Source organism: Sulfitobacter sp. M22, from assembly GCF_021736025.1.
Lineage (GTDB): Bacteria > Pseudomonadota > Alphaproteobacteria > Rhodobacterales > Rhodobacteraceae > Sulfitobacter > Sulfitobacter litoralis.
Map to the genome: position 1 here is coordinate 53949 of NZ_WMEC01000002.1, position 18257 is coordinate 72205.

Annotated in this window: 16 protein-coding genes and 1 pseudogene; 13 read left to right on the forward strand and 4 right to left on the reverse strand. The window is 54.0% G+C overall.

All coding sequences use genetic code 11. The features are described 5' to 3' along the window. Complete coding sequence (locus GLP52_RS15580) at positions 1-903, forward strand: phospholipase D family protein (protein ID WP_237273639.1); 903 nt, start codon at positions 1-3, stop codon at positions 901-903. A 133-nt stretch (positions 904-1036) separates the two neighbouring features. Here GLP52_RS15580 and GLP52_RS15590 read toward each other — a convergent pair whose 3' ends face one another. After that, positions 1037-1645 (reverse strand): recombinase family protein, encoded by a 609-nt coding sequence (locus GLP52_RS15590; RefSeq protein WP_009824440.1) that lies wholly within the window; start codon positions 1643-1645, stop codon positions 1037-1039. Positions 1646-1739: 94 nt separating this feature from the next. Between GLP52_RS15590 and GLP52_RS15595 the strand changes: the two genes are divergently transcribed. Next, the gene (locus tag GLP52_RS15595) at positions 1740-4643 is read left to right on the forward strand and encodes a Tn3 family transposase (RefSeq protein ID WP_237273640.1); all 2904 of its coding nucleotides are present in this window, start codon (positions 1740-1742) and stop codon (positions 4641-4643) included. Here the strand turns inward: GLP52_RS15595 and GLP52_RS15600 are convergent. Next, positions 4630-5274: a glycosyltransferase family 25 protein gene (locus GLP52_RS15600; protein WP_237273641.1), complete on the reverse strand. Its 645-nt coding sequence runs from the start codon at positions 5272-5274 to the stop codon at positions 4630-4632. The genes GLP52_RS15595 and GLP52_RS15600 overlap by 14 nt on opposite strands. 445 nt (positions 5275-5719) lie before the next feature. Further along, a complete protein-coding gene (locus tag GLP52_RS15605) occupies positions 5720-6427 on the reverse strand; it encodes an outer membrane protein (protein WP_237273642.1) in 708 nt (235 codons plus the stop codon). 303 nt (positions 6428-6730) lie between these two features. On the opposite strand from GLP52_RS15605, the pseudogene GLP52_RS15610 reads away from it, so the two are divergent. The 5 genes and pseudogenes from GLP52_RS15610 to GLP52_RS15630 form a co-directional block, all read left to right on the forward strand. Further along, positions 6731-6896: pseudogene (locus GLP52_RS15610) on the forward strand (IS5/IS1182 family transposase); the annotation flags it as partial. A 101-nt stretch (positions 6897-6997) separates the two neighbouring features. After that, positions 6998-7945 (forward strand): polysaccharide deacetylase family protein, encoded by a 948-nt coding sequence (locus GLP52_RS15615; protein ID WP_237273643.1) that lies wholly within the window; start codon positions 6998-7000, stop codon positions 7943-7945. Continuing rightward, on the forward strand, positions 7942-8712 hold the full coding sequence (locus GLP52_RS15620) for a formyl transferase (protein WP_237273644.1): 771 nt from the start codon (positions 7942-7944) through the stop codon (positions 8710-8712). The genes GLP52_RS15615 and GLP52_RS15620 overlap by 4 nt, the downstream gene beginning before the upstream one ends. A gap of 95 nt (positions 8713-8807) precedes the next feature. Beyond that, positions 8808-9929 (forward strand): glycosyltransferase family 4 protein, encoded by a 1122-nt coding sequence (locus GLP52_RS15625; RefSeq protein WP_237273645.1) that lies wholly within the window; start codon positions 8808-8810, stop codon positions 9927-9929. 5 nt (positions 9930-9934) lie between these two features. Further along, positions 9935-10717 carry a YdcF family protein gene (locus GLP52_RS15630; RefSeq protein ID WP_237273646.1) on the forward strand — a complete coding sequence of 261 codons (783 nt, stop codon included), beginning with the start codon at positions 9935-9937 and terminating at the stop codon, positions 10715-10717. A 9-nt stretch (positions 10718-10726) separates the two neighbouring features. Here the strand turns inward: GLP52_RS15630 and nusG are convergent, their stop codons facing one another. Beyond that, a complete protein-coding gene (gene nusG / locus GLP52_RS15635) occupies positions 10727-11242 on the reverse strand; it encodes a transcription termination/antitermination protein NusG (protein WP_237273647.1) in 516 nt (171 codons plus the stop codon). Between the two features lie 420 nt (positions 11243-11662). On the opposite strand from nusG, the gene GLP52_RS15640 reads away from it, so the two are divergent. From GLP52_RS15640 to GLP52_RS15665, 6 genes are all read left to right on the forward strand, one after another. Further along, on the forward strand, positions 11663-12031 hold the full coding sequence (locus GLP52_RS15640) for a MarR family EPS-associated transcriptional regulator (RefSeq protein ID WP_237273648.1): 369 nt from the start codon (positions 11663-11665) through the stop codon (positions 12029-12031). Positions 12032-12054: 23 nt separating this feature from the next. Beyond that, positions 12055-13065 carry an NAD-dependent epimerase/dehydratase family protein gene (locus GLP52_RS15645; protein ID WP_237273649.1) on the forward strand — a complete coding sequence of 337 codons (1011 nt, stop codon included), beginning with the start codon at positions 12055-12057 and terminating at the stop codon, positions 13063-13065. An 8-nt stretch (positions 13066-13073) separates the two neighbouring features. Then, on the forward strand, positions 13074-14336 hold the full coding sequence (gene tviB / locus GLP52_RS15650) for a Vi polysaccharide biosynthesis UDP-N-acetylglucosamine C-6 dehydrogenase TviB (RefSeq protein ID WP_237273650.1): 1263 nt from the start codon (positions 13074-13076) through the stop codon (positions 14334-14336). A gap of 47 nt (positions 14337-14383) precedes the next feature. Beyond that, complete coding sequence (locus GLP52_RS15655; protein ID WP_237273651.1) at positions 14384-16201, forward strand: ABC transporter ATP-binding protein; 1818 nt, start codon at positions 14384-14386, stop codon at positions 16199-16201. A gap of 27 nt (positions 16202-16228) precedes the next feature. Next, complete coding sequence (locus GLP52_RS15660) at positions 16229-17389, forward strand: polysaccharide pyruvyl transferase family protein (RefSeq protein ID WP_237273652.1); 1161 nt, start codon at positions 16229-16231, stop codon at positions 17387-17389. Positions 17390-17481: 92 nt separating this feature from the next. Next, positions 17482-18189, forward strand: a complete 708-nt coding sequence (locus GLP52_RS15665) for a hypothetical protein (protein WP_237273653.1) — start codon at positions 17482-17484, stop codon at positions 18187-18189. The last annotated feature ends 68 nt before the right edge of the window (positions 18190-18257 follow it).

Genomic DNA, 18257 nt, shown 5'->3' on the forward strand with positions numbered 1-18257 from the left:
ATGAAGATTGGTGAGCACCTTCTTTCGGTCCTTAGCCGTGCGCAAACCAGCGTGCAAATTGCCGCGCCGTTTATTAAGTCTTATTCTCTCGAGAGGGCGTTAATGGCGGTTCCCGAAGGCGTATCCGTTACTTGTGTAACCCGGTGGCGACCAGAGGACATCGCCAGCGGCGTCTGTGATCTTGAGATTTTGGATCAGCTGAGCGAACGTCCTGGATCAACTTTGTTGGTTCATCCTCATCTCCATGCCAAATTTTTTGCTGCAGATGACGTTTGCCTCGTTGGCTCAGCCAACTTGACCCACACCGCTCTTGGTTGGCGTTCCCCAGCTAATTTAGAATTGCTCGTAGAGTTGGATTCACAAGAACATGGCTTGAATGAGTGGTGGACCAAATTGACAGCAAACTCCATTGTCGCAACACAGGAAATGAAGATTGCACTCGCTGAAAAAGCAGAAGCTTTGCGGAAATCTGGCAATCCTATTGCTCGGCCTGAGGCAGATCCGGAAGAAGCGACTGTCTGGACGCCGCAATGCCCGAGATGGACAGGACTATGGGAAGCCTACGTCGGCGATGAAGATCAGATGCCAGCAAGCGCGATGCGGTCGGCCAAAGACGACCTTGAAGTGCTTGCAATTCCGCCAGGCCTAAACGAAGTGGAGTTTCAGGAGGCACTCGCAACTATTTTCGGGACCACTATCATCGTGCAGGAGATTGAACGGCTATCAACAACCGGCCTTACTGATAGCGCAGCTCATGACCTTTTGCGTTCTTTGTGCGGCCTCACGGAAAAGGAAGCTGTACGCCGTTGGCAGGTACTTAAGGGGTGGCTAAGCGCGCTTTTTCCAAACGAGTATCACGTAGAAACGAACCAAGAGGTTCTAATGCGCGGACGCACTCTATAGTCGCCGCAAATCAAACGTCGCCAAGAACACCGACGTCGTGACAAACATGTGCGGCGCACCAGGCCAAGGGCTCCTCGGCCCATTGCCGATCAAACCACTGTAGGGGTAGATTCCGGTAGGGGGCAGGATCGTATCATAAGGCTTTCTGTCGGTGACGTTTGACGATCTCCGTGACTGTGTTTTTTGAGATCCCGAGATCGCGGGCGATCCAGCGGTAAGATCGACCATCTTCCACGGCCTGAAGCACCTTTGGCGCGAGCTTGTCGGATTTCGGACGTTGGCCGGGCTGTCTGCCGAGCTTTTTGCCCCTTGCCCGTGCGGCGGCGAGGCCGGATTTCACACGCTCGCTGAGGAGATCACGCTCAAACTGGGCAATGCCTGCCAACATGGTGGCCATCATCCGTCCGTGGGGCGTGTTGAGTTCAAAGGTCATGCCGTTCATGGCAACAACCGAGACTTTCCAGCCTGCAAGCCTGTTCAGGGTATCGAGCAGATCCTGGGTGGAACGCCCCCAACGCGAGAGCTCGCTGACCAGGATCGCATCGATCTGCCGGGTCTGCGCGAGATCAAGCACCCGACTGCGGGCGGCTCGATTTGCCGATGCCCCGGAAGCCGTTTCCTTGAACACGCCGATTACATCGTAGCCGCCACGTTCCGCGAAGGCGGTCAGTTCGGCCACCTGCCGCTCGCAGGACTGGTCGGATGTGGAGACCCTGGCGTAAATGGCCGCGCGCTGTCCCATTTGAACCCCCTTGGATTTTGGCCTTGCAAGCCATTGATTTTGCTGGTGCAGATTTTGTCCCGAACAGACTAATGATTAACAGGGACAAACCCACATGCCAAGACGCTCTATTTTGACCGAACGACAGCGCGCAAGCCTGCTTGACCTGCCGACTGACGAGGCGATGATCCTGCATCACTACACACTGGCGGATGACGATATTGAACACATCCGAACCCGACGGCATGCCCGCAATCGTCTTGGCTTCGCGCTGCAGCTTTGTGCATTCCGGTATCCCGGCCGCTTGCTGGTGCCGGGCGAAGTTATTCCCTTGGAGGTGAACCGCTTTATAGCCGCGCAGATTGGCGAAGACGTGGAAGATCTTTGCCAATATGCCGAGACCGACGTTACTCGGCGCAGGCATCTCATAGATCTACGCCTGATCTATGGATTCAAGATGTTCTCCGGGCGTGGTGCCCGCGATCTGAAGGGCTGGCTTGAACGCGAAGCAGAAACCGCGCGATCCAATGAAGACCTTGCCCGGCGGTTTGTCGAGAAATGCCGACGGACCCAGACTGTCCTGCCCGGGGTGTCTGTCATCGAACGCCTTTGTGCTGACGCCCTTGTCGCCGCTGAGCGACGCATAGACGGCCGGATCGTGGCGCGCCTCGATGAGGTTTTGAAGGGCCAATTGGATAATCTGTTGACAGACATGGTTGATGGCACGGTCAGCCGGTTCATCTGGCTTCGGCAGTTCGAGGTTGGGAAAAATTCGGCGGGGGCCAGCCGCCTTCTGGATCGCTTGGAATTTCTGCAGGGTTTGGGGGCGTCACCAGCTATTCTGGAAGGAGTGCCGCCCCATCGGATTACGCGACTGCGCCGTCAGGGCGAACGCTATTTCGCCGATGGTCTGCGAGACATCACCAGCGACCGGCGTCTGGCCATTCTGGCGGTCTGTGCGGTGGAATGGCACGCGGCGACTGCCGATGCGGTGGTCGAGACCCATGACCGGATCGTGGGCAAGACTTGGCAGGATGCAAAGAGGTTGTGTGACGCACGCATCGCGGGCGCCAAATCCGCCCTGCACGACACGCTTTGCTCCTTCAAAAATTTGGGCGCGGCCCTCCTGGAGGCCAAGGGGGATGAGGCATCTCTTGATGTGGCAACCGAAACGTCCTGTGGCTGGCTTCAGCTTGAGGACCTTGTCGCAACTGCGGCCGAGCTGACGGACACGATGGCTGCTAACCCTATCACCCATGTCGTGCAGGGGTATCATCGGTTCCGGCGATACGCGCCACGCATGTTGCGTGCTTTAGATATCCACGGGGCCACTGTGGCGCTGCCCTTGATGCAAGCGGCACAGGTCGTGGCTGATGACCGGAATGGCGAACCCCGGTCCACCAGCTTTTTGCGGCGGGGTTCCAAATGGCACCGCCACCTCAACTTTGAGGTGGACGATGGTCACCGGCTCTGGGAGGTGGCCGTTTTGTCCCATCTCCGCGAAGCGTTTCGATCGGGTGATATCTGGTTGGCTCATTCGCGGCGCTACGGCGATCTGAAACAGGCCTTGGTGCCGGTTGAAGCTGCACAGGCCACGCCAAGATTAACAGTTCCCCTTGATCCGGAAAGCTGGATTGAAGACCGCAAGGCGCGGCTGACAGATGGGCTGGACCGTTTGGCCAAGGCGGCGCGGTCGGGTGCTATCCCCGGCGGCTCCATCGAAAACGGCATCCTGAAAATCGACCGTCTGACCGCAGCCGTGCCAGAGACCGCCGAAGCTCTGGTTCTCGATCTCTATAACCGCCTGCCCGCTGTGCGCATTACCGATCTGCTGCTGGAGGTCGACGATGCAACTGGCTTCACGGATGCCTTCACGAATGTGCGCACCGGTTCACCGTGCAAAGATCGCATCGGGCTGTTGAACGTCTTGCTCGCCGAGGGCCTGAACCTTGGGCTGAGCAAGATGGCCGAAGCCACCAGCACGCACGACTACCTGCAGCTGTCGCGTCTGTCGCGGTGGCACATCGAAAGCGATGCCATCAACCGGGCGCTCGCAGTGGTGATCGATGCGCAAGCGAACCTGCCAATGGCCAAATTCTGGGGTGGCGGCGTCACCGCGTCCAGCGACGGGCAATTCTTCCCGGCTGCCCGGCAGGGTGAAGCGATGAACCTCATCAACGCCAAATACGGCTCCGAGCCGGGCTTGAAGGCCTATACGCATGTCTCAGATCAATTCGGCCCCTTCGCGACCCAGAACATCCCGGCCACCGTGAGCGAGGCACCCTACATCCTCGACGGGCTGTTGATGAACGAAACAGGCCGTAACATCAAAGAGCAGTATGCCGATACCGGCGGCTTCACCGACCATGTCTTTGCCGTCACCTCGCTGCTGGCCTTCAGGTTCATTCCACGCATCCGCGACTTGCCCTCGAAGCGGCTCTATCTCTTCGAACCCGCTGCAGCGCCCAAGGAGTTGCGCGGCCTGATCGGCGGCAAGATCAGAGAGGGCCTCATCGTCCAGAACTGGCCGGATATCCTGCGGGCCGTAGCCACGATGGCTGCGGGCATCATGCCGCCCAGTCGGTTGCTCAAAAAGTTCGCGGCCTATCCCCGCCAGCACGAGCTGGCCGTGGCCTTGCGCGAAATCGGCCGCATCGAGCGCACCCTCTTCATCATCGACTGGCTACTTGATGCCGACATGCAGCGCCGTGCCCAGATCGGTCTCAACAAGGGCGAGGCCCATCATGCTCTGAAAAACGCCCTGCGCATCGGACGTCAGGGCGAAATCCGCGACCGAACCCCCGAGGGGCAGCATTATCGCATGGCCGGGTTAAACCTGTTGGCGGCCATCATCATCTACTGGAATACAAAATATCTCGGACAGGCAGTCGCGGCACGAAGACGTGCCGGTCTGGATTGTTCTCATGAGCTTCTGGCGCACATCTCGCCTCTCGGATGGGCGCATATCCTTCTCACAGGCGAGTACAGGTGGAAAAAACAACCCGTTACCGCCTTATGATACGATCCTGCCCCCCACCGGAATCCACCCCATTAAAGACCAACTGCATAGCGCGAGCAGGAACCAAATGGTAAATTTTCCAGTTTTTGCGGGGTGCAAAAATAAAATCATCAACTGTATCGCCGTAAACTTCAGATTCAGATAGTAGTCTTTCAACACCAGATTTGGTCACGAAATAAGCTCCTGCAGAGGGAGCACATTTCGAGAGAGTCCTAACTTGAACTCCATTGATATCAGAGACTGGTCCCAAGCAAACATTGCCATCAGTAAAGTCCATCTTAACGACATCGATTTTTTGGGGAGATGCATTTAACTTGGATAAAATGGCCGTTAATTCATGCGACAGCACCACATCGTCTTCTAAGATCAGGGCTGCATCAAGTCCTTTGTCCACTATCATTTGCCAAACAGCTCGGTGGCTTTCAAAACATGCGATGGCACTTTTGGGCAATGCCCATCGATCACTGATGCCTGATCTGAAACGGGCCTCACTTAAGGATCCTGGTACTTTCGCATCTACTGCGGGAAATCGATTCACTTTGCCTAGCTTGATTTTCTGAAGCTCGAGGCTCATGAATTCCCGCCGATGAGGAACACGGTCCAAGTTGATGTAAAATACTTCAAAGCTCATATCAGTCCTCGAAACAATCCGCAGCTTCGTCATATAACTTGAGCTGGTTATCAATAGCCTATGTGGAAACTTTCAGCCTGAAGATGGATGGCGCGATCTTTTCCGAATAAATTTCCGAGCTTTTACATAATTCACTTACAGCCATCGGCATGGCTCTGAACAGTAACGCTCGCGGCCGACCTCAATGTCCGGAAGGAGTAGCATGTTCGTGTTGGAGTGAGCACCAGTACCGGCAAAACCCACATCGCGGTCATACTGGAAGCACGCTGTGCGTGAACCTTGGCGCGTAATCCAGATGAAGCATCATTGTGCTGCGCGATAGGAGAAGAAGCAAGAGATACCTCCCCGACTATATATTGGCGGAGTAGCAAGCACACCAAAAAGAACGGCTGCCTAGATTGAACCAGGCAGCCGTTCAGCTTTTAAAATCAGGATAGACTTAGTTTTAGAAGCGGTAGTTTACACCAAGCTTGACCTGGTGAAGATCGGCTTCGAGCAGCCCTTCGGTGTTATCAATGTCACCAAAGTCGGTATAGCTATACTCGGCATAGCCAGCCCAGTTTTGAGTGAACATGTACTCGCCACCCAGACCGATGGTTACGCCATCAAGGTCTTCACTGATGCGGTCACCGCCCTGCGAAACCTCACCTTTGGCTTTGGTATAGCCGAGAAGACCATACGCAAGAAACTGGTCGTTTACAGCATAGCCGCCACGGGCAAAAATCGTTGCAACATCGTTGATCTCAACATTGACGCCGGAGAGGTCGGGACCTTGAACACCGTCGAGGTTGAGGCCATCTTCATATGAACCAAAGTTATATTCAGCACCAAGACCGAATACGCCCCGACCAAACTGCCAGTCATAGCCGCCGCGAATTGCGCCAGCCACACCATCGGGCTCAGACAGATTGCTACCAAAACCTTCATTCGCCAAAGCCGCAGCTGCCTGACCTGTCGCATCAAGTGAGCCAAATCCATAGCTGACGTTTCCGCCAACATAGCCGCCGGTCCAAGATGGCACTACAACTGGCTCTGCCACCATCACCGGTGTTTCCATAACTGGTGCAGCGAGGTCGCCTGCAAATGCCGGGGCGGAGACCAGTGTTGCAACAGTTGCGAGGTAAAGAGAGATCTTCATTTTGAATTCTTTCATGGTTTCACGTTATGATTGCATCAAATCTCAAATTAGTCATAAATACACAACAGTTCTTTGTTTTAGTTGCCATATTATCTCAGCGCGTGGCGATGGAGCAACATTATCCATGACCTGCGCGTTTCTGCATCGTCGATACTTCTTCGCAAATCGCCGCAGATTTCTTGCCGATCCTTGAGGATGTTGGCCCGAATGACGTGGCGATCAGTGATGATCGACAGCGGCAGGGCATTGTTGCATGAGTGGCCTGACAGGATTCACCTCATGAATCCAGCATGATCGCTGGCGACATGGGCAACTTGATATCACCGCCGACAGCCGCGTCGAAGCAAAGATGCACTGCGTCGAACTGCTAGGCAGTGTCTATATGAGCGACTTCGATCGGCGGGCCGTGGAAATCCAAAATCGTGCGGCCATCCTCAAAAGTTTAACAGCACTCGGTATTCCCATAACAGAATCTGTAGGCTAAATCCGTCAGGGATAAGGGCAAGACCAACTCCAGGCTGATTTGTGAAGCAAAGCCCCTTTTTGCCAAAAAATAGCCAGCCATGTGACAGGAACAATAGCCGAATGAATGCGCAGTTTGTGATTTCGCTGGATTTCGAGTTGCTCTGGGGTGTTCGCGATCATGCTGATCGAGATACTTATGGTAAAAATGTGCTCGGTGCGCGGGATGCAGTCCCAAAGATGTTGGAGCTTTTTGCCGAGAATAAAATCTGCGCCACATGGGCAACTGTCGGGTTCTTGTTTTGTGAAAACAAGGAAGAATTACTGGCATCTCTTCCTGATGAACTGCCAACCTATTCAAACCCGCGCCTGTCAAACTTTTCCTATATTGACGAAGTCGGCAGTGATGAGCGTTCCGACCCCTATTATTTTGCGCCCTCCCTAATCTCAGCGATCCATCAAACACCAGGTCAGGAAATCGGTACACATACGTTGTCCCATTTCTATTGCCTTGAAGATGGTCCAACACTTTCAGCTTTCGAAGCGGATATCATAGCTGCTAAAAGCCTCGCTGACAGGCGGGGTATCGAACTGCGGTCGATCGTGTTCCCGCGCAACCAGTTTGCCACGGAGCATCTGGCACTCTGCGCCAAGCATGGGATCACCCATTATCGGGGAAACCCCAGCCCTTGGGCGTACCAAGCCGCGAAGGGCTCAGAGCAGACTTCGATACGTCGTGCTCTCAGGTTGATTGATGCTTATTCCGGGGTGCTGGGATCACAAGCATTTGATATTGGGAGAGGTCAACCAAAGGATGTGGCTGCCAGTCGTTTCTTGCGACCTTGTGCTGGCCGTTTGACCGCGTTCCACCCTCTGCATATTGCCACAATCAAGCGCGGCATGACGGCCGCAGCACGGGACGGGAAAGGCTACCATCTGTGGTGGCACCCGCATAACTTTGGACAGAACCTTGAAGCAAATCTTGAAGGCCTAGGCCAAATTATTACGCATTTTACGACGCTGCGCGCTGACTTTGGGATGAAATCGACAACGATGGAGGCCTTAAAATGAGAATTGCGATGCTTCTTGGCCGTGGATCATCCTCTACAATCCTTGCAAATGCAGTGCGCACTTGGCATCCGAACGCTGAATTTTTTTTGGTACTCGAGCGTCCACCAAGTAAGCGAGCGATGTTGCGGCACAGACGGCGTCGACTGGGTGTGGCCGTCGTGTGTGGACAACTTTTCTTTCAATTGATGATCGTGCCGCTAATCCGGTTCAGCTCAACGAAGCGGATTAATCAAATTATGGCCGAATACAATCTTGACGCGTCTGTCGAAAGCCTGAAGGACGCGCTTGAGGTCACTAGCGTGAATGAGCCAAGTGTGTCAAATCAGTTGGCGCAATTCGCCCCCGATATCGTGCTTGTTAATGGTACCCGCATAATCAAGCCAGACGTCCTAAGCTGCGTAAAGGCAGACTTCATAAATACACATGTTGGTATAACGCCCATGTATCGTGGCGTGCATGGGGGGTATTGGGCTCTGTGGAATGATGATCCGGACAATTTTGGAGTGACGATTCACCTTGTGGATGCAGGCGTAGATACAGGCCATCCGCTTCGCCAGGTCCGGGTGCGCCCATCGCGTGACGACACCTTTGTTACCTATCCGCTTCTACAGCAAGCCAAGGCACTTGATGCCATTAGGGGCATCCTTTCTAATCTACCACATTCTTTGGGAATGAAGGAAAAGTCAGCTGCGAATGAGTTTAGTCGCCAGTGGTTTCATCCGACAGTTAGCCAGTACCTCCGCGGCCGATTGCGGGGAGTTCGATAAGTATAGAGCTTGGTCATTAACAATACCGTCTTAACATCGCAAAATGTTTCAATCCTGGCGAAAGACACCGCTAAGCGCTCTGAAAAGGCTGCGACATGCACATTATGATGACGGTGAACGCCGCTTGGAACATCTGGAATTTTCGGCGGCCGCTTGTCGAAGCCCTGTCGGCTGATGGACACCAAGTAACCATTCTGGCCCCACCCGACGACTCTGTGGTGGACCTTGAAAGGATGGGGTGTCGTTTTCGCCCGCTTGAGATGAACGTCAAAGGTCTGAACCCGGTTGAAGACATCAAGCTGCAGCGCAGGCTCAAGCGGATTTTCCATGAGGAACAGCCAGACGCCATTCTGAGCTTCACAATCAAGAACAACGTCTTCGGGGCCCGGGCTGCGCATGCAACCGGTGTGCCCTTCGTTCCCAACGTCACGGGACTTGGCACCGCCTTTCTGTCGGGTGGCTTTTTGCAGACCATCGCAGAGCAGCTCTATCGCCGCGCCTTTGGCAAATTGCCGGTCGTCTTTTTCCAGAATGAGGATGACCGGGATCTGTTTCTTGACCGCAAGCTTGTGCGCGCTGAACAGGCGCAATTGTTGCCGGGCTCCGGCATTGATCTGGCCCGCTTTGCCCAGGCTGAGATGCCGTCTGCAAACACGCCGCCTGTGTTCCTGATGATTGCGCGCCTTCTGCGCGACAAGGGCGTGATTGAATTTGTCGAGGCCGCGCGGCGGATCAAGGCACGCCATCCGAATGCGCGCTTCCAGCTGCTTGGAGCAGCCGATTCAGAAAACCGTACAGCCATCGATAGCGCAACTGTTCAAGCTTGGGTCGCCGAAGGCGTGGTGGAATATCTCGGCACGACCAGCGATGTGCGCCCGGCGATCGCTGCGGCCTCCTGTGTTGTGCTACCTTCTTACCGCGAAGGTGCGCCACGCACGCTGATTGAGGCCGCCGCCATGGCCCGGCCGCTCATCGCGACTGACGTGCCCGGCTGCCGTGCGGTGGTCGATCACAACGTGTCAGGTTTGCTGTGTGACGTGCGAAACGCTGATAGCCTTGCCACGGCGATGGAGCGATTTCTGACGCTCTCGCCGCAAGCCCAAGCCAAAATGGGGCAGGCTGGGCGGGCAAAGATGGAACGCGAATTCGATCAGGCGTTGGTTGTCGCAGCTTACCGCAAGGCCCTCGTCGCCCTCACTGGCGACGGGCAGGGCTAATCGCAATGGACACGCTCTTTTTCATCGCATCGAAACTGGTAGGCGCACTCCTGCGAGCGGACACCTGGATTGTCATCGCCTTGGCGGGCATCATCCTTGCGTTGATCCTGCAACGCAGGCGTATGGCACTCTATATCAGTAGTATCGCATTGGGGTTTCTGATCGCGCTGAGTATCCTGCCGCTTGGCGATCTTCTCTTGCAGCCTATCGAGCGGCTCTATCCGGCCAATCCTGACCTTGACGCTGTCGATGGCATCATTGTGCTCGGCGGGGGGGAGGACGCGCGTGCCAGCGCCTTTTGGGATCAGGTGCAATTCAACGACGGTGCCGAGCGCTATACGGCCGCTCTCGCCCTCGCGCGGCGGTTCCCAGAGGCACATGTGCTGTTCACTGGTGGCAGCGGCGCGCTTCGGGACGCGGTCGGTGCCGACACCTCTGAGGCCTCCATTGCCGAGCGTTTCTTTCTTGCGCAAGGGATAGCAACCGGGCGCCTGCTTCTGGAGAGCCAATCGCGCAACACAACTGAGAACGCTCGTCTTAGCCTGACACTTGCCGACCCTGTCCCGGAAGAGACTTGGGTTCTGGTCACCAGCGCCTTTCACATGCCGCGTGCTATGCGTAGCTTTGAGGCCGCGGGCTGGAAAGGCCTTGTGGCCTGGCCCGTCGATTATCGCACGGCAGGGTTTGGCGACCGCATCGGTTGGGGTCTCACACAGAACCTGACTGTGCTGAATACCGCAATCCGCGAACATGTCGGGCAGCTTGCATATCACCTCAGCGGGCGGTGAAGGATCACTTCACTTCACTGCGCGCAGCTGGTTGGCCTCCACTGCTATCCGGGTCTGCGCACCCATGATGTCCATCAACATCCAGACGCGCCGGTCTGGCAATACGGACTCGATTGTGGCGATGATATCCGCAAACGGCCCCTTGGTCATCGTGACCTGATCGCCGGGCTGCAGGAGCTTTGGCGGCATCAGTTTGCCCTCCTGATCGCAGCGCAGCATCAGCTGACTGACCAGATCACGCGGGACAGGTGTTGGCTCTTTTCCAAGGCTGACGATCCGTGTGATGCCATAGGTAGAGTTGACCGCGCGCCAGTGCCCCTGCAGCATATCAAGAGCCACAAACAGATAACCCTGAAACAGCGGTCGCCTTTGGACGGTGAAACTGCCGCGCACGCGCATGGTTTCTTCATGCAGCGGCAGAAATGTCCTGAACCCCTGCCGCACCAGATTGCGTTCTGCGATCTTGTGACTGTTGGGTTTGAACTGCGCCAGAAACCAGGTCGCTTCGCTGTCATGATAGCTCATTCTGGCCCTCTTGCTCAACTTTGAACGGACGGTGCCTCTAATATCGTCAGCGTTCAACCCTGAACTTTTTGCGAAAGCCCTTGGATAAAGGTTGACGAGATGCAGACCTTCTCTTCCGATTGCGTCTTTGCTGGCGCTCATTTACGGAAGATTCAGGCCCCTGCAGAGGGCAATGCCTGTCCTTTGGGCTCTACGCTTGTCTGCTCCTTTGTGAGACACGCAAGTTCAACTGGCTGCGTCTGGGTGTCACAAATAAATAGTACCATTCGAACAGTTCGAGCTTCTCGCAGCTGCAGCATTATGCTATCGCTCAAAATTGAACGATATGCTTGTACCAAAGCTTCCCATTCGAAACAGAGCAAACCCGAGAAGAGCCAAAGGCACTTCTTGTGCGGTAGCCTGCGAAAAGGACTCTCTCTGATGGCCGGACAGCGCAGTAAAGCGCAAGAGGACCTGCGTTTCCGCGTTCTGCGCCTGCTTCAGGAAAACCCTGAAATGTCCCAACGCGATATCGCGGCTGCGGTCGGGATCAGTGTTGGCGGCGTGCATTACTGTCTGAACGCGCTGGTTGAAAAAGGCATGGTCAAATTGGGGAACTTCTCGGCCGCGCAAGACAAACGGCGCTATGCCTATATCCTGACGCCAAAGGGCTTGTCCGAGAAGGCCGCGCTCACGTCGAGGTTTCTCAAGCGCAAGATGGACGAATACGAGGCGCTCAAAGAAGAAATTGATAAACTGCAGAGCGAGATGGAACTGGGTGCCGATATGGCACCTCGCCCCCAAAAGTAACCGCAAAACGGAAAGAGCTTTCATTGAAACGCATTCTCATCACTGGCACCGCTGGTTTTATCGGCTTCCACCTTGCAAAGCTGCTGCTTGCTGAAGGCTTCATCATCCATGGCTTTGACGGGATGACGGATTACTACGATGTGGCCCTGAAGCAGCGGCGTCACCAGATGCTGCTTCAGAACCCGAACTTTGCAGCAACCGAAGGCATGCTGGAAGACCAGGCGCTGTTCGACCGTGTTGCGGATGACTTTGCACCTGATGTGATCGTCCATCTCGCCGCACAGGCCGGCGTGCGCTATAGCCTTGAGAATCCGCGCGCCTATCTCGACAGCAATGTGATCGGGACGTTCAATGTTATGGACGCTGCGCGGCGGCTTGAAGTACAGCACCTGCTGATGGCATCGACCTCGTCGGTCTACGGTGCCAACGTCGATATGCCGTTCATCGAGACCGAAAAGGCTGACACGCAGCTGACGATCTATGCAGCGACGAAGAAGGCCAATGAGAGCATGGCGCATTCTTATGCCCACCTCTACAACTTGCCGACCACGATGTTCCGGTTCTTCACCGTCTATGGGCCCTGGGGGCGACCGGATCTTGCGCTTTACAAATTCGTTGATGCGATCCTCGATGGTCGCCCGATCGATATCTACAATCACGGCGACATGTACCGCGACTTCACCTATGTCGACGACCTGGTCCGCGCGATCCGGCTGCTGATTGATGCGGCACCCGTGCGTCCAGAGGACGGGGTTGTACCCGAGGGCGACAGCCTCTCGCCGGTGGCCCCTTACCGCGTGGTGAATATCGGCAACTCCGACAAAGTGCGCCTGTTGGATTTCGTTGACGCGATTGAAGACTGTCTCGGGCAGAAGGCCGAGCGGAATTATATGGGCATGCAGACCGGCGATGTGCCCGCCACTTGGGCCAATGCGGAGCTTCTGAAAACGCTGACCGGCTATCGTCCTCAGACGGATTTCCGGGATGGCATTGCGAGATTTGTAGACTGGTATCGGGAATATTCAGGGAAATGACATCTGACATGAAGACAATTGCTGTTATCGGCCTTGGCTATGTCGGCCTTCCGCTCGCCGTGGAGTTTGGCAAGACCCGCTCTGTGATTGGTTTCGATATCAATCAAGGCCGCATTGATGCGCTGTGCGATGGCCGGGACAGCACACTGGAGGTTTCCGAAGATGAACTTCGCGAAGCGTCGCATCTGTCGTTCACGACAAGCACTGCGGATCTGGCGGACGCGAGCATCTACATCGTCACCGTTCCGACCCCCATTGACGCGCACAAGCGTCCTGATCTGACCCCGCTGATCAAGGCTTCCGAAACCTTGGGAAAGGTTCTCAAGCGCGGTGATATCGTGATCTACGAATCCACCGTCTATCCCGGTGCCACGGAAGAAGACTGCGTGCCGGTGCTGGAACGGGTCTCGGGTCTGACCTTCAACGAGGACTTCTTTGCCGGATATTCCCCCGAGCGGATCAACCCCGGTGACAAGACGCACCGTCTGCCAGACATTCGCAAGGTTACGTCTGGATCGACGCCCGACATCGCCGAAGAGGTGGATCAGCTTTACGCCAGCATTATCACTGCAGGCACCTACAAGGCGGAAAGCATCCGTGTGGCAGAGGCGGCCAAGGTGATTGAGAACACACAGCGTGATCTGAACATTGCGCTGATCAATGAACTGGCAATCATCTTCAACAAGATGGGCATCGACACCGAGGCAGTACTGAAAGCAGCCGGTACCAAGTGGAACTTCCTGCCGTTCCGGCCGGGCTTGGTCGGCGGACACTGCATCGGGGTTGATCCGTATTACCTGACGCACAAAGCCGAAGCGATGGGATATCACCCTCAGGTGATCCTTGCAGGACGGCGGATCAATGATGGCATGGGGGCCTATGTTGCCGGGCAACTGGTCAAGGCCATGCTCAAACGGCGGATCCAGGTCGATGGCGCCCGGGTTTTAATTCTGGGTCTGACCTTCAAGGAAAACTGTCCTGACCTGCGGAATACGCGTGTCGTCGACGTTGTGGGCGAATTGCGGGATTATGGTATTCATGTTGATGTTCACGATCCTTGGGTAGATCCTAACGAGGCTAAGCTCCAATACGGGCTGGACTTAGTTAAAACGCCCGCGTTAGCTGTGTATGAAGGTGTGATATTAGCGGTTGCACACGACATCTATGGCGGCGCCGGAGCGAGCGCTCTGCGCGGCTATGGCCGACCTGATCATGTGTTCTGTGATCTAAAAAGCGTCTTTGCGCGCAGTGACAGTGACCTGCGACTGTGATGTCTGATGCAGTTTTCAAACGAACAGTATAGAATGGTTAACCGGATATGATCAATCTTGTCACTATACGAAAAGTATGGGCGCTGCTTGACGCACAGGAGCGGCGCAATGCGCTGAAAGTGCTGGCAATAGCGTCTATGTCAGCCTTTGCGTCCGCCGCCATGGTGGGTTCAGTGATGCCATTCCTGTCCGTGCTTTCAAATCCGTCGGAGATCGCGGATACGCCTTTGCTTGCGTGGGCATATACGCGGTTTGGCTTCACCTCGTCTTATGCTTTCCTTGTTGCGTTAGGATTAGGGGCACTTATAGTCATTGCGCTAGCCCTAGCAATTCAGATGCTCAAGATTTATGGCATCGCGCGGTTCGCAATGATGCGGGTACACTGCCTTAGCTATCGGCTCATGGCACGCTACCTTGGCCAGCCCTATGAATACTTTCTGGACCGCCATTCGGGCGACATGGGCACCCGCATCTTAGCCGAAGCGGGAGAGGTCGTTAACCGCTTCTTAAGGCCGATGACCGAACTCATCACCTCGACGTTGACCATAGCCGCACTGGTCGGCTTCTTACTTTGGGTCGAGCCCCTCGTGGCAGTCGCCGCCTTCTCAGTCTTCGGCGGAATCTACGGGTTCACCTATGCGTTCAGCCGCATGAAGCTACGTCAACTGGGCATACAGCGGGTCGAGGCCAACAAGGAACGCTACCGCCTCGCTACCGAAGCACTTGGTGGCGTCAAAGAAATAAAGCTGCTAGGGCGCGAGCGTGCTTATGTCGACCGCTTTTGCATCCCCTCGCACCGCATGGCCCGAGCGCAGACGCGCATCCAGGTGCTGTCGCAAATGCCCACCTATGTAATCCAAGGGGTCGCGCTTGGCGGCGTGGTGATGCTATGCCTGCTATTGGTCGAAGGCGATAGTTTTGCCGATGGTAACGCCCTGACAACCCTCCTTCCTATCCTCGGGGTCTTTGCTTTTGCAGGGCAACGGATGATGCCTGAACTTAGTAAGTTCTATAGATCAGCTACAGAGATACAGTCAGGCATCGCTGCAGTAGATTCCGTGCATGCCGACCTTGTAGGCGATGCTACCGACATGCCTCGCGATATGCCCGCTCCCCTTGGCCTGAAACGGGCGCTGGAATTCACGGAAGTTTCCTATCGCTACCCACAAGCTGAACACGCAGGGGTGATCGACATTTCTCTGAAGATCCATGCTGGCGAAAAGATCGGAATTGTAGGCAGTACCGGCGCGGGAAAGACCACGCTAGCCGACGTCGTCTTGGGACTTCTACGACCGCTGTCAGGCGAGCTTACAACCGATGGAACCCCAATCCACGACGCAAACTTACGCGCTTGGCAACAGACCGTCGGCTATGTCCCGCAAGATATCTTTCTAACCGACGCGAACGTGGCTGAAAATATTGCACTAGGCATAGCATCGAACCAAATTGACATGAACCGCGTCTCACGCTCAGCGCAGCTCGCTAGCATAGACACTTTTATCCGCAATGAGCTACCAATGGGGTATGATACCACTGTAGGAGAGCGGGGTGTGCGGCTATCTGGAGGACAGCGACAGCGTATAGGAATAGCCAGGGCCCTTTACCATGACGCCGACCTCATAGTTTTTGACGAGGCGACATCGGCACTCGACAACCAGACGGAGGCCGAGGTTATGGCTGCCATCGACGCCCTCCCTGGAGACAAGACCGTACTGATGATCGCCCACAGGCTAAGCACCGTGAAACACTGCGATCGAATCATAGTGATGGAACGGGGGCGTGTAGTTGGGTGCGACAGGTGGGATACGCTGATGGCGACTAACGCAGCTTTCCAGCGGATTGCAAAGTTGAGTGATGCATCTTGATGGAAAAAATAGAGAAAGAAGCCTAAATTGAATTCCATTCATCACTACGGAACATTTGATGTAGATAATTACGGTGATCTACTCTTTCCAAAAATAATAGAATGGCGCTTGCGGGACTATGAAATACAGCACATTTCACCTACGAAAGGCAAAAGCTGTTTTTCCGATTCTTCCTATAGCTCAAATTTAAGTACAAAAGAGCCAATTGCAACATTTACTGGTGGTGGAAATATCTTCCGGTTCAACCGAACGCCGCTTGATATTTATTCCAAATGCTCAGGAAGTGCGTATCCAAGTTTAGTTATAGATCCTTGCATCTCAGCAAGAACTAAAGGGGTTCCATATATAATTAATTCGCCTAGCATCGCAAAGCGTGAAATGACGCTGTTTGAAAAAATTGTATTTTCTCGAGTTATAGCGACAGCCGACTACATTTCCTTTCGCGATCAAAAAAGTATGGATTTTACATCTAGAATAACAAAAAAATCAATACATCTTGTGCCAGATACAGCGTTTGATATCTCTAGGATGTGGCCTCATCTTAAAAGTGATCAGAATCATGTTTCTCCATATGCAGTTTTTCATGTTAATTCTCGATATGGTGGCGCTCCTGAAAAGGTTGCAGACGCGATAAAAGATTTTATTTCGAGTAGTGGGCTGAAAGTAGTATTTCTTCCAATTGGGCCCTGTCATGGTGATTATGATTATGCAAAGAAAATTTCAAGCTTAGTGGGCCACGAGGCAGAAATATTTGATGACTTTAAGCTCAAGGGTTTTGCTGAAAAAATTGCTAACTCGGCACTTTATGTGGGCTCATCTATGCATGGGTTTATCACAGCAGCCTCATACGGAGTTCCATGTGGCTTGGTTTTGAAGAAAGGTTACATGAATAAATTTGAAGGCGTTTTAGAGGCGCTTGAAATGGGTGATAATGTAATAGTCCATTCATGGAATGACATTATTCCTTTGGCAAAAGCAGTAGCCCCTCCTGACAAGAAAGCTCTATCTGATATTTTTGATCGGCTTGACAAGCATTGGAGAAATATCGAAATTTGCTTAAGCAGCTCGACCAAATCTGAAGAGTTGTCATTCCCACTTGAGCACTTTTTGATTAAAATATCTCAAATAATTACAAGGGCAGAAAAATTCACTAGGAAATTATATAAAATAATGAGGATACACCGCTGAATTTTCGTATTGCGATTTGTTTCTTTGGCATTACCCGGTCTCTAACCCAGACAATTGGGTCAATCGAAAAGAATATACTAGAACCTGCCCGCATGGTTGGCGAAGTGCGGACATTCGCACACTTTTTCCGCCAAGTAGAGATCGACAATCCACGCTCAGGAGAAAAAGGGATGCTTAGGGATGATGAGCACAAATTGCTCGCTCCTAACCACTTGGAACTCGAAGAGCCTGACCTCTGCCTCGACAAGATGGGTTTTCAAATTCTCAAGACCTATGGGGACGTCTGGAACGATGAATTTCGTTCACTGCGCAATCTTGTTCATCAACTACACTCTCTCGATCGTGTTACCATTGCAGCGTTAGACTGGAAGCCAGATATCTGCATATTTGTGCGTCCTGATCTAATGTACTGGAATAGCTTTGAAAAGGTACTAGGCAAGGCTGTAAAAGCCCCGGACCGCACCGCGTTCATTCCCTCGTGGCAGCATTGGCTGGGGCTTAATGACAGGTTTTCCCTGTGTATTGGGACAGATGCTATTCGGGCCTACGGAGCACGGCAGAATCGTGCGCTTCTGTTTGCCCAAGATGCCTCTGGTCTTCATGCAGAGCGCTTGCTCAGACACGCGCTTGAACAGGCAGAAGTAAATGTCCGCCGCTTCAACGTTCGAGCAAGCAGGGTGCGCAGCGATGGGCAAATACTGAGAGAGGATTTCCGCGATGCAAGGCTTGTTTTCCCCCGCACCGAAAAATTTCTTAAGCGGGTAGGGCGGCGGGTAGCACAGAGAAGCCTTTTCCGTTAGTATCTGTCTCACCCGACGTCAACGCGTTGCAGGTGAACTCGAATATTTATTATTGTAACTCAATTGTT